The 11,925-nt window shown below is 54.5% G+C and carries 9 protein-coding genes; 2 read left to right on the top strand and 7 right to left on the bottom strand.

Annotated elements, in window-relative coordinates:
* Positions 1 to 19: 19 nt before the first annotated feature.
* Together FPL22_RS03960 and FPL22_RS17650 are read left to right on the top strand one after the other, a co-directional pair.
* Positions 20 to 484, top strand: a complete 465-nt coding sequence (locus FPL22_RS03960) for a cupin domain-containing protein (protein WP_144228805.1) — start codon at positions 20 to 22, stop codon at positions 482 to 484.
* Between the two features lie 213 nt (positions 485 to 697).
* Positions 698 to 970, top strand: a complete 273-nt coding sequence (locus tag FPL22_RS17650; protein ID WP_162525183.1) for a hypothetical protein — start codon at positions 698 to 700, stop codon at positions 968 to 970.
* A gap of 127 nt (positions 971 to 1,097) precedes the next feature.
* Here the strand turns inward: FPL22_RS17650 and FPL22_RS03955 are convergent, their stop codons facing one another.
* The 7 genes from FPL22_RS03955 to hsdR form a co-directional block, all read right to left on the bottom strand.
* Positions 1,098 to 1,412 (bottom strand): hypothetical protein, encoded by a 315-nt coding sequence (locus tag FPL22_RS03955; protein ID WP_144228804.1) that lies wholly within the window; start codon positions 1,410 to 1,412, stop codon positions 1,098 to 1,100.
* Between the two features lie 10 nt (positions 1,413 to 1,422).
* Complete coding sequence (locus tag FPL22_RS03950; RefSeq protein WP_144228803.1) at positions 1,423 to 2,055, bottom strand: PIN domain-containing protein; 633 nt, start codon at positions 2,053 to 2,055, stop codon at positions 1,423 to 1,425.
* Between the two features lie 195 nt (positions 2,056 to 2,250).
* Entirely contained in the window at positions 2,251 to 4,371 is a 2,121-nt protein-coding gene (locus tag FPL22_RS03945; RefSeq protein ID WP_144228802.1) for a GmrSD restriction endonuclease domain-containing protein, read from the bottom strand.
* A 13-nt stretch (positions 4,372 to 4,384) separates the two neighbouring features.
* The gene (locus FPL22_RS03940) at positions 4,385 to 6,259 is read right to left on the bottom strand and encodes an AAA family ATPase (protein WP_144228801.1); all 1,875 of its coding nucleotides are present in this window, start codon (positions 6,257 to 6,259) and stop codon (positions 4,385 to 4,387) included.
* Between the two features lie 90 nt (positions 6,260 to 6,349).
* Positions 6,350 to 7,945, bottom strand: coding sequence for a restriction endonuclease subunit S (locus FPL22_RS17800; protein ID WP_203235112.1), 1,596 nt, complete (start codon positions 7,943 to 7,945; stop codon positions 6,350 to 6,352).
* A complete protein-coding gene (locus FPL22_RS03930; RefSeq protein WP_144228800.1) occupies positions 7,942 to 9,444 on the bottom strand; it encodes a type I restriction-modification system subunit M in 1,503 nt (500 codons plus the stop codon). Before FPL22_RS03930 ends, FPL22_RS17800 begins: the two co-directional genes overlap by 4 nt.
* A complete protein-coding gene (gene hsdR, locus FPL22_RS03925; RefSeq protein WP_144228799.1) occupies positions 9,441 to 11,789 on the bottom strand; it encodes an EcoAI/FtnUII family type I restriction enzme subunit R in 2,349 nt (782 codons plus the stop codon). The genes FPL22_RS03930 and hsdR overlap by 4 nt, the downstream gene beginning before the upstream one ends.
* Positions 11,790 to 11,925: the final 136 nt, after the last annotated feature.

Raw genomic sequence — 11,925 nt, 5'->3', positions numbered from 1 at the left:
GGGCTTGGGTTGAGGCACCATGATTATCGCTGATCTCGCCAAACTACCCGGTGGAACTTTTCCCGCGCGCCGTTGGGGCCGCGGTCTCGTCGGACAAGGTCCGCAGCCGATCCAGGCCAAGGGGTTTTCGATGGGTTACTCCATCCTCGAAGCCAACGGCGGCCAGGTGCCCTGGCACAACCAGGAGCAGGAGGAAGTGTATTTCATCGTGCAGGGCGAAGGACAGATCTGCGTCGATAACGAGTGCTCGCCGATCAAGGCGGGTCAGGCGGTGTTTATGCCCCCGGGCAAGTTCCACCAGCTCACCAACACCGGCAGCGAGCCGATGCACATGATGTATGTGTATTGCCCCGGTGGAGACGTCGCCCACTGGCGCCAGGAGCTCAACGGCACGCTGCCCCCCGCCGGCAAAGACGGCATCCCCCCGCTGCCCGAAGGCGCGGCGCCGCAGTGGCTCGGGACTGAGCCGAGCCCGAAGCTCTGATGCGCGCAGCGCCTCACGGTTAAGACGAAAGTTTAAGGTGAAGGGAGCGAACCCTCGGAGGGGTTTTAACTCTTAACGAAAGCCGCCTGCGGGCGGCTTTTTTGTGGGGACTCATTCGGATGACCGGAGGAGTTTTAACACAGAGGACGCGGAGAGCGCGGAGGGGGGCACGGATGAGAGGGCAGTGGGTCCAGATTCTAGATGATTGGTAGTATGGATCTTACAGCTTTTAGCCAGAAGCTTTCATTCCTGGGTTTGGAGGCATTTGCCATGGCGGAAGGCTGCAACGGAACGACCGTGGAGCCTTTCGGGATAACGATAGCTTCAACGGGAATGACCGTGGAGGCTTTGGGGAAGGCGAAAGGCTCAAACGGAATGGCCGTGAAGCCTTTTGGGATAACAGTGGAAGCTTTCGTTACGTCCGAACTCGATTTGGCGATGACTGAAAGACATTTGGTCCTAAACTCGATTCATGCGAGCGGATAAAATCGGCGGGCCGCAGGAAACTATAGGGAACGGTGGTGGCGTGGTTTCAGAGTGGTTTTTTTCACGGAACACCCGAAATACACGGAAGGGTTAAGTTATCAGATTGAAAGCTGTGAACCCTGTCCGATTAAAGACCGCCCTGCGCACGGCGCCACGCGTCATCTTTGGCGGCGGGTGAGGTGGGGCGTTGATTCTGCCGCTCAAGCAAGTCGGCGGTGCGCTCGGTGTGATACGCGGTGCGGCCGAGGTAATCGACGCATTGGGCGAGGCCGAAGAAGAGGGTTACGGCAACGATTCCGCCCAACACGCACATAATCCCGGGCATTACACCCAGCGGACTTTGGGAAAAAGAAATGAGCGATGTTGCGACTGCGGCCACACCGTTGAGCACTCCAATGATCTGAAGAACAGAAACGAGGATTGGTTTTTTGTAGGAGGACATGGACTTGATTTTAGAGGCTGTAGGAAACAGTGCCCTTGTCGCCGATGCTGAGGTGACCGGCTTGGATGAGTTCGGCGATCAGCTTACCGACGGCTGCTTCGGTGGAGTTTTTGCCCAAGTGACCAAGAAGATGGCTGGTCAGGGTTGTTTTGCGCTTGGGGCGGTTGGTGGTGTTCTTACGCAGATGCTCCAGCACCTTGGTCATGTCGTCACTGGGCGGCGGCGGGACATGCTCAGCCATCTTGGGTGCGCAAGAGAATGAGAGACTGCTAAAATCGGGGTGCCGGTGGGCTCGGATATGACGGCTGCGAAGATGCTGAATCAGCGGATCGAACCCTGCATCTCTGGATATGATGTGAAAATAGCCCTCGGGATCGGTGATCGCTGCACGACCGACATAGTAAGCGAGAGTGAAATCGAGAGCGTTTTTCCCAGAGCTTGTCAGTCGCACGAGCTGGACTGAGGCCGCATGGGCCAGAAGTTTTTCAACCAACCCCACGTCGAGTTTGGTGTCTTTTGGTCCGAGTAAAATCGTGACGGTGGTGGTCTTGCTCCCAATGACCGAGTGATCGACCTCATGAACATTTTCGAAATCAACGAACACATGGTTCGTGCGCGAGGTGATGGCGGGATCGGTGTGCATAAAAGTGTTGGGAATCAGGGGCGGCACGAGCGTTCGGCGCGGCGTTTGCGGACGAGTTCGTCCATGGCGGCTTGGACGGAGTCGGCGACGGCGGCAGTTTGGGCGGGGAGGCAGACGGGGTGCAGGATTGCGGGTGGTGTGCTGGGGAGGGAAGGGGCCGGGGTGGGCGAGGAGTTGAGCCAAGACCCTACTATCTCATAACCAATGCTCTTTCTCGTATATACTTTGCTCCCCTCGGCTCAGGGATTGGGATGAGCAGCCTGTGCGCACGAAGAATTCATCCTTTCCTTCATACGACATGAACACTGGAGTGCCACTACGAGAAACCTGAATACGGCAGATTTGTTGGCTGTCGTAGAAGGGGAATGAAATCTTGGTGTGGCCTCCATATTCTGCGCCCACGTATTTTTTGATGAGCCCGATTAAATGTAATTCGAAGCCATCAGTATTCTGCTTCCCAAGCGTTTGTAGGTCGTTCTCCAGACCTAACGCATTCGAATTATCGTCGATGCCTATCAGGAGGTTTCCTCCTTCGGAATTCAGGAAAGCTGCGATTGTCTTCGCGATCACGAATTCCAGTTTATTGTTCACTTCCTTGGTTTTTAGATCGTAGCGCAAAGTGGACTTGAACTCTACTCGAGCACTTTCGCCCGCGTGTATGAGCTGCTCCAGCTCTTCGTTCACCGATTCCTGGTGGGTGAGTTCGATGCGCGACTTTAGTGCGTCATAAATCAGCTTCGATCGCTTCGCTAGAAAGGTAGCGTAGTCGTCGCTCTCGATTCCAAATCCCTTTAGGTCGATGAAGTGCGAGTTCAGCGCGATATTAATCTCGCTGTTTTCATCGTGAAAATCGCGGATGTAAACCGAAGGAGCTTTCGCTCCGATTTTGCGCTTGTTGAGATGATCACTAACAAAAGTGATGTTCACCAAACTGTTGGCATTCGCGGTTTCCTTTGTCTTGAAGTAGGCTTTGGGGAAGAAGTGGTGGTAGTTTTTGCTGTTGGCGATTTTGAGCCAAGAATTGTCCAAGATCACCTTGCCGTTGTCTCTGAAGTCTTTGGGCTCCTGATAGGCCAACAGACACAGGACGGCTTTGCAGTAGCTGTTCCCAGCGCTGAAGTTCGTCTCGACCAGCGCTCGCGGTGAATCCAAATCGACTTTGATGTCGGCGTAGTCGGGACGATTCTCTTCAAGGATCGTGTCGATCCTCTTGATGTCCTGCGCCAGCCTGGATTCCGTGGAGCTGGAGTATCGGAAGCTAAGGGACATCCGCCAAAAGAACTCTTCTAGGAGCTTCTTTTGAAGTCCCGAGGGCTTGTCCTTATGGTGGTAGAAAAAGTAACCAAAGGGTATCAGGAGTGCGTCGTAGGGTAAGATTTGCGAGACCGGGATTCGGTAGGTTGTCCGGAAATAGTCGATACTGTCCTTCAGCGCCGAGATAGCATCATCCCAAGCGTCGATGATCGATTGCTTGTCCAATGCAAGAATCGTCTTGCGCTTGCATTCCTTGGTTCGGCTGAGGACCAGAGATAGGAGGCTCAGCACAACCGAGTTTGAAACCCCTTCGTATTTGATGTCCTTTAGCTCCTTAACGAAGTCTGCCCACTTCACCGTCATGTCGAACTGCTGCTCTTCATCGTAGGTCTTCGCCGACATGATTTCGAACAGCGTCAAAGTCTGGCCCCCTGTGTTGATCCGTGTGAAAACCTCGATCGCGGAATCGATGTCTTCTTTCCTCAATACCACGGTGGAAAATTCGTAGGTGCGAAAAGCCGTCGAGTAGGAATCGATGAGCTGCATTTCGTTGCTGCTGAACTGCGATTCCAGTTCTTTCGACTTGGCGTAGTTGAAGTTCAGGACGGTGCTCAACGAGATGTATTTCTTGCCGGTCGGTTCGGCCGAAATGACCTGTCTGTCACTATCGCTGATATCGATATCGATGTTCACGACGATGTCGCTGTAGTCCGTCACCTTCTTCTCTCCAACCTTTTGGATTTTGGCCCCGCGATAGGCGGCAAACAAGGAGGTGATCCGCTGCTGCCCATCCAAAACGTATTCCACCTTCGTGCCGTCCGGAGTAGGAGGAATATCGAGATTTCCGACGTTCTTGATGTCGTTGATCCGTTCGTTGGTCTTCCAAAGAATGAAGGTGCCTATAGGGTAACCTTTCAAAATGCTGTCCAGAAGATTGGCCGTCTTATCGATTCCCCAGACGAACTCACGTTGGAACTTCGGGATCTTAATGATGCCTTTTTCGATGTCTGAAATGAGATCAGCATATTTTTTTGAATCAGGCTTAGGCTGTTCGAAATTCATTGGGATAAGTGGGTTAGTTGTCAGCAGCGGGGGTGGGGCATTTTGATCTAATAAAATCGAAGATAGGTTCGAAGACTTTGAAGTGCGCAGGGGCGAGACGTGGGACGACTTCTTTAGCGAATCTGACTTTTTCTCCAACAAAACGGATTACGTTTCCTGGACGGCTGGGATCGATTTCGAAATGTCCTGAAAGCGATGGGACTTGATGAAAGAGTAGCTCCATCGCTAGACGTGAATTGGCCTTAAAGTGTTCGCCAGACCGAGCGTGAATCACTTGGTCTTTGATTGGTCCAGCCGTAGGCACGGGCAAAAGTAGGACGTAGCTATTTCTGTCTCTTAACTTTTTGGTCAGACATTTATGCGGGTCGGTCTCAACGCTGTCGCCTTTACAACCATTCCACTCGTTGTAGGCGTCGTCGAAATCGAAAAGCCCAAAGAAAGTTTTTCGAGGGTGATTGTCGTAAATGTCGTCTCTTTGTAAGAGACCGCCGAGGAAGCCACAACAGAACGCGTTCTGAATTTCGAATGGTCTGGTTTCACCTGGGTATAATTTTCCCCATGCAGTCTCAAGAATCACTTCATCTGAAACCCCCTCAGTAAATAGCACGGGCTTTGTCGTGCCTCGCAGTAATAACTGAATAGTGAGGCGAGCTTCCTTTTCTGAGAACGTGATCAATCCGGCTGACAGTGTCGTGATGACTTGGCTTTTGGGAACCTTCGAGATTTTGACGGTAGCTCCGTCGATTTCGAATAGGCTGATGAGACTGTCATTGCTCGATGAAATTGTTGATGCGCTGTGGCTGCTTAGCAGGGTGTGATTCGTTTTGGCAGCGGCGTCTGAGATTTCAGAAATCTGGCTGAGGAACTCGTGTTGCCACTCTGGATGGAGAAACGAGTCGGGCTCATCGAGCAGTGTGATGCAGTGCCGTGTTTTGAACAGCTCGGTGATTGCGTAGATATAGACGGTTTGAAACTGCCCGTCACTAAAGTGGCTTGTGTATGCAGACGCCCCACTAACTAGCAGGAGTTCGACGGATAATCCGTCCAGCATCTCTAGCACCTTGAGCTTATCGAGGGCGTTAAAAAGTTCGTGCGGGTCTCTACCCGAAAATGCGTCAGTGAGCTTTTGACAGTTAACGTAGAAAATATATTTATCGTCATCGGCTTGATACCCTTCCGTTCTTATGGGGCCTTTCTCTGGCTGGATCGAAGTGCAACTATATAAAACGCTTAAGAAGTCCTTGGCGCTCCCTGCTGCTCCCCAGAACTGTGGCCCTTCTTCGTTTGTGAGAAAGTCGAATTGCGTCTTTTTCAGCGCGTAATGAGGGCGCTTTAAAGTAACTTTAAGGTCTGGCGCGACACCTTTAATTCCCAATCGGCGGCAGATGTATTGGCGGCATATGCTTGCTTCCGGCTGAAGAAGAACGGTTGTCAACAATAGCTCTTTATAGTCTGAGCCAAGGCCGATGAAAAATCGGGTTTCGGATGCATCGGCTTTTATCAGGTTTTTCCGAAAGGCCGTTTGGTATTTTTCGATCAGCGTAGAGACGGTGTCGTTATGGCCGGAATAGTAGACCAGTATGTTGTCCGGCTTGGGCGCGCTGCCGAGGGTCTTTTGCTCTTTGCCATTTACGCTGAGTATTGAGTTCTCCCATGTGATCTCGATTTCCTCGCCTTTAATCTCGTAGGCTAAGTCGTAATCGAAATCGATCTGGGCATCGTCCGCTCCGTCCAGATGGCGGAAAATCTCGATGAGCGCTTCGAGGAGGTTTGATTTTCCCGTGCCATTCTTGCCAACGAATACATCCAGAAAACTATCACCGTCGAAAGTGAGGTCGAAGTTCTTTAGATTCTTATAATCGCTGATATGGACATGCCTTAAGCGCATAGCGGTAAGTCTTTAATTAATCTGTAGCCGGTGAAGTTTCATGGTGCCAGCTTCAGAAGGTAGTGTAGCGGCAATTGTGAAACTTGGTTTTTATGCCGACTTGCGGGGTCTACCGCGGCGACCGGTGCCAGAGACGGCTGGCTTCGAGACTTTGCCGTTGCGCGGAGTGCCAGTGAGTTCGGCGACGAGGTATGAGAGGAGGTTTCCGGCGGTGGAGCGGGAGGCGGCGAGGTGTTGTTCCAACGCGTCCACCAAGGCCATCAGTTGCTCTACTTTGGCCACGATCCGGCGTTGTTCGGCGAGGGGTGGAACAGGGACTGCAATCGCGTTCAGTTCCGTCTGATTGATCTTCGGCATTGCGACTCGCGTGTCTGTTTTCACCGCTTGCGCGAGGAACGACGCCGAGAGCATGTAACGCCAGAGATAGGATGCGTCTATGAGCGCATCAATGGGATACATGTCAGCGCTGCACAGCCCCTCGAAGTCTACGACTACGACCTTGGCCAAGTTGGGGCGGATTTTCGAATACACGATTTGCCCTGGAAAAAACCGGTGATTCGAACTGATAACTTCGTCCTCTCGCACGGTCCTACATGGCAGGAGCACGCCATTTCCTTTTTCGATGTTGTCTGGAGCGAGGTGCGTGAAGGCCAAGAACTCATCAGGCTTCACGAGATTTGAAGCGATAATCGCTACATCACGGAAGCGAGCCCATGCCCAACTCTCAGGAACTTCGTATTGTAATGCATCAACCGGAACTGGCGGGAGTGGTGAGGCTTGGTTGCGGCTTTGTTCGGGAGTGTGATCGCGCGCGAGGCGTGCGAGCAACTTCTCCGCCGGTTCGTCGTTGGGGTCTTGAAGGACGAGTTTGCCTTGGACGGCGAGGGTGAGGATGGCTTTGCGGAGGTCGGCGGGGGAAACGTGGTAGGACGGATGAAAGATGAAGTTTAAGCTCGCAGGCGTAGGCGCGGCGGCGAAGCGGGACAGCGACGCGCGAGCTAGCGCGGCGTGTCGTGTTTCCCGTTCCTGCTGCTGCAAAGCCAGCCGATCACACAAGGCCATCAACTCATTCACCTTCGCCACGATCCGCTTCTGTTCGGCGAGGGGCGGGAGGGCAAAGTGCCGATCGAGCGAAGGAGGAAACTTCACGAACGGCTGGGCCGAGCCGCCTCGCACCCAGAAATGTTCGTTGTTCAAAACCAAGTAGGCGAAATCAAAGTCCAACAGCGAGGAATCGGGACGCGTGATATTCGTGTTGGCTATCGCACTCCACTTTCCTGCCGCCTTGAATGCCTTTCCGCAGCGCGCGCCAACCGCGGATATGATGATTGCTTGGCCTTCGTGCTCGAAGTTGTCGCACCAAACGTCTGCTCCGGAAGCACTGAATCCTTGGAAGAGCCCCGGGGCGGGAGCTTCGTGAAGCTTTCCTTTGATTAGCTTACTGTTGCCGCTCCGGTTTTTGATGGCGTCTGCCAGTAGCACCACGCGCCAATTTGACGGGACCTTATTGGTGTTTATTGGCGTCGCGTCCTCTACGGACATGTAAGAAATCGCAGGTTCTTCTGAAATATTGCGCACCAGACCGCCGCGAATTGCCAGGTCCAGCACCAGCTCACGCAACTTCGGCACCGCATCGGGCGCGTCGGCGAACAGGTCGAACTTTTCGAAAAACGTCTCCAGCTTCATTCGGCGGAACCGGCGGTGGCGGTGAGGGCGCGTTGGAGTTCGTTTTTCAACCGGGCGCGGGTGTTGGCGATGTCTCGAAGTAGGTCTTCGTATTTGGGCAGGAGTTCGTCGACCTCTCCATGGCTCTCGACGGTTGTGTGCGGGTTCTTGAGGTCGAGGTTGTAGTTGCCGGCCTTGATCTGGTCGATGGAGACGCGCCAAGCCTGCTCGTTTTCCACGCGGGCCTTAAAGCCGTCGGCCTCGTCGCCCCACCAATCGATCTCGGGCTGGAACTCCTCGAAGCGCATCGGCTTCGTCTTGTTATAGCTGGTGACGCCTTCCGGGTAGGGGTGCTCGTAGAACCAGATGTGCGAGGTGGCAGGCTGCTCGCTCTCGGGCTTTTTGGTGAAGAAGAGAATGTTGGTCTTGATGCCGGTGTAGGGCGCGAAGACGCCGTTGGGCAGGCGGACGATGGTGTGGAGATTGCACTTCTCCACGAGGTCTTGCTTGAGGCGGGTCTTCATGCCCTCACCGAAGAGGAAGCCATCGGGCAGGACGACGGCGGCGCGGCCGTGGTTTTTCAGCAGCTTGATGATGAGCGCCATGAAGAGATCGGCGGTCTCACGGGTGCGGAAGGTGGCGGGGAAGTTGTTCTCGATGCCGTCCTCCTCAGTGCCGCCGAAGGGCGGGTTGGTGACGATGACGTGGACGCGGTCCTTGTCGGTGTAGGCCGTGTAGGGGCGGGCGAGGGTGTTGCCATGGCGGATATTGGTCGGCGTATCGATGCCGTGCAGGATCATGTTGGTCGTGCAGAGCATGTGGGGCAGGGCCTTCTTCTCGACGCCGTGGATGCTCTCGATGAGGGCCTCCTCATCTTGCGGCGATTTGCGATAGTTCTTGCGCTTGTGGTCGATGGTGCAGGCGAGGAAGCCGCCGGTGCCGCAGGCGGGGTCGAGCACGATCTCGTCGAGCTTCGGGTCCACGCGGTTGACGATGAACTGGGTGACGGCGCGCGGGGTGTAGAATTCCCCCGCGTTGCCGGCGCTTTGCAGGTCCTTGAGGATTTGCTCGTAGATGCTGCCGAAGGTGTGGCGGTCTTCGGTGTTGTTGAAGTTTATCTCGCTGATCTTGTTGATGACTTGGCGCATCAACGTGCCGGACTTCATGTAATTGTAGGCATCCTCGAAGACGTTGCGGATGACTTGGGCTCGTTTGCCGTTCGGGCCTTCCAGGGTTAGCTTTAACTTGAGGGTGGGAAAGAGCTGCAAGTTGACGAAGTCGCTGAGCTCGTCGCCGGTCATACCCTCGGAATCAGCGGCCCAATTGCGCCAGCGTAGGTGCTCGGGGAGGGGCGAGGTGTAGTCGTCCTCCAAGAGTTCGATCTCTGCCTCGCGATCGTCGTAGATCTTAAGGAAGAACATCCAGACGAGCTGGCTGATGCGCTGGGCATCGCCATCGACGCCGACGTCCTTTCGCATGATGTCCTGAATAGATTTAATGACTCCGCTTACGTTGCTCATGCTGATGCTTTTTGATTAAAGAGTTCGCGCTCGAGGTCCTGCAGGGCGCTTTCGTAGTTCGCTTTGCCGCCGAAGGCGTCGTTGATGATCTCGACGGGCGTGCCCATCGTATTGAACGGGGTGAGTTTGAGAACCTTGGGGCTCTCGATGGTGAGGATGCCCTCGTCTGCGTATTTATCCAAGAGGGCTACGAGGACGGCGCGGGCCTTGTCGCCGTATTTGGTGAAGTAATCGCGTTTTTTGACTTTGTCGGCCCGCTCTTTTCGGGTGAGCGGCGGTTGGTCATAGGCGATGTGGCAGATCAGATCGAAGTCGCCGTATTCCTTGCCGACCTCCTCGGCAAGTTTGGGCAGCTCGATACCGTATTCCTCAAGCTCCTTGATGATGGCTTCCTTTTTCTTGGAGGCGTTCCATGTGGTGATGAATTCGTCGAGCGAGGCGTATTCCTTACGAATGTGCTTACGGCTGTAGTCGCAGTAAGACTCGGTGACCATGCGGCCATCGTCGCCGCGGTATTCGACCGTCTTGGCGAGGACTTTGACCTCTACGCCGCTGACGTGGATTTTCTTGGAGTCGTATTCTCCAGGGCCTTCCTCGACGATATCATCATCGGGCTCGGGCGGGTCGGGTGGTTCGGGAGGGTCTTCTGGGCCGGGCTCGTAAATTACGACGGGGTCGCCGTCGAAGTCTTTATCCTTAAAGAGCTCTGTGGCATTCTTGAAATCCATCACAGTGAAGAAGAATTTGCCGAATTCTTCGTCAATGCGAGTGCCACGACCGACGATCTGCTTGAACGTGGTCATGGAGTTGATGGTTTTATCCAGAACGATGAGTTTGCAGGTCTTGGCGTCGACGCCGGTGGTGAGCAGCTCGGAGGTCGTGGCAATGACGGGGAACTTGGACTCGGGGTCGATGAAGTTATCAAGCTCGGCCTTGCCCTCCACGCTGTCGCCGGTGATGCGCATGACGTATTTAGGATTATCGAGGGCGAGACGGCCGGCGGCGTTGGTGATGGCGACACGCATGCGCTCGGCGTGATCGATATCTTCGCAGAAGATGATCGTCTTCGAGAACGGGTCCGTGGCGTTGAGCAGTTCCATGACGCACTTGGCGACCAGCTTGGTGCGTTGGTTGAGAACCAAGATGCGGTCCATATCGGCCTGGTTGTAAGTGCGCTGCTCGATCTCCTTGCCGAGGTCATCGGTCATGCCGGGCGGGGGCGTCCAGCCGATGAGGTCTTTATCGAGATGGTAACGGACTACTTTGTAAGGAGCGAGGAAGCCGTCTTCGATGCCCTGCTTCAATTTGTAGGTGTATACAGGGTCTCCAAAGTAAGTGATGTTGGAGGCGTATTTGGTTTCTTTGGGCGTGGCGGTGAGGCCGATCTGAGTGGCGCCGGAGAAGTAATCGAGGATTTCGCGCCAAGCAGAATCATCTGCGGCACTGCCACGGTGACACTCGTCGATGATGATGAGGTCAAAGAAGTCGCGAGAAACGTTTTTGAAGATTTTGTCTTCTTCGTCGGGTCCGGTGAGGGCTTGGTAGAGGCCGAGGTAAATTTCGTAGGAAGGGTCGATCTTGCGGTTCTTGATCTTGGTCATCACCGAACCGAACGGCTTGAAGTCATTAACGAGGGTCTGGTCGGCGAGGATGTTGCGATCGACGAGGAAGAGAGTGCGTTTGGCCTTCTTGGCCTTCCAGAGCCGCCAAATGATTTGAAAGGTCGTGTAGGTTTTGCCCGTGCCGGTGGCCATGACCAGAAGGAGCCGTTTCTTGCCCTTGGCTATTTCCTCCAGGGTGCGGTTGATGGCCTCGCTCTGGTAGTAGCGGGGTTCTTTGCCGTAGGCGTCCAAATGGTAGGGCTCGAGGACGAGTTCCTCTTCGGCGTCCTTGATGTTCCGGTGCTTTTTGTAGCGTTTCCAGAGCTCGTCGGGCGAGGGGAAGGAAGGGAGGGGGAATTCGCACTCAATGTCTTCGCCGGCGGCCGGCACTTTGTTGTGAGAGGCGAACGCGTCGCCGTTGGAACTGAACGCGCTAGGAACGTTGAGAATTCCGGCGTAGCCCAAGGCTTGCTGGAGGCCGTGGCTGACGGTGTAATTGTTCTCTTTGGCTTCGACGATGGCGATGGGGACGCCTGTTTCTTTGAGCAGAACGTAGTCAGCGAATTTCTTCTTCTTCTTGTTCCGCGACGACATGTTGCCACGGACGATAACGGGGCCGGGGGTGAGGGTAACTTCTCGGCGAATCTGGGTGAGGTGGTCCCATCCAGCGCCTTTGATCGCGGGGGTGATGAACAGATCGCAGATGTCGATTTCGCTAAGCTGCTGTTTTTCCTGTTTCGTCATGCGGCGATACGTTCAGTGAGTTTTTTGAGGTAAAAAGCAGGCAGGATCGTAGGGTTGTGAGGCCCGCAAACGGCTAGCGCAACGCTGGTTTCGGGGGAAGATGCCGAAAGTAGCGAGTGGTGAGTAGCGGGTAGCG

This window comes from Rariglobus hedericola (assembly GCF_007559335.1).
Taxonomy (GTDB): Bacteria; Verrucomicrobiota; Verrucomicrobiia; order Opitutales; family Opitutaceae; genus Rariglobus; species Rariglobus hedericola.
Note: the sequence above shows the minus strand (reverse complement) of the source record. Positions and strands in the feature narration are given on the sequence as shown.

Coding starts and splice junctions, on each gene's coding strand:
- FPL22_RS17650 (WP_162525183.1), top strand. CDS start 698: ATGGATCTTACAGCTTTTAGCCAGAAGCTTTCATTCCTGGGTTTGGAG.
- FPL22_RS03945 (WP_144228802.1), bottom strand. CDS start 4,371: ATGAATTTCGAACAGCCTAAGCCTGATTCAAAAAAATATGCTGATCTC.
- FPL22_RS03955 (WP_144228804.1), bottom strand. CDS start 1,412: ATGTCCTCCTACAAAAAACCAATCCTCGTTTCTGTTCTTCAGATCATT.
- FPL22_RS03930 (WP_144228800.1), bottom strand. CDS start 9,444: ATGAGCAACGTAAGCGGAGTCATTAAATCTATTCAGGACATCATGCGA.
- hsdR (WP_144228799.1), bottom strand. CDS start 11,789: ATGACGAAACAGGAAAAACAGCAGCTTAGCGAAATCGACATCTGCGAT.
- FPL22_RS17800 (WP_203235112.1), bottom strand. CDS start 7,945: ATGAAGCTGGAGACGTTTTTCGAAAAGTTCGACCTGTTCGCCGACGCG.
- FPL22_RS03940 (WP_144228801.1), bottom strand. CDS start 6,259: ATGCGCTTAAGGCATGTCCATATCAGCGATTATAAGAATCTAAAGAAC.
- FPL22_RS03950 (WP_144228803.1), bottom strand. CDS start 2,055: ATGCACACCGATCCCGCCATCACCTCGCGCACGAACCATGTGTTCGTT.
- FPL22_RS03960 (WP_144228805.1), top strand. CDS start 20: ATGATTATCGCTGATCTCGCCAAACTACCCGGTGGAACTTTTCCCGCG.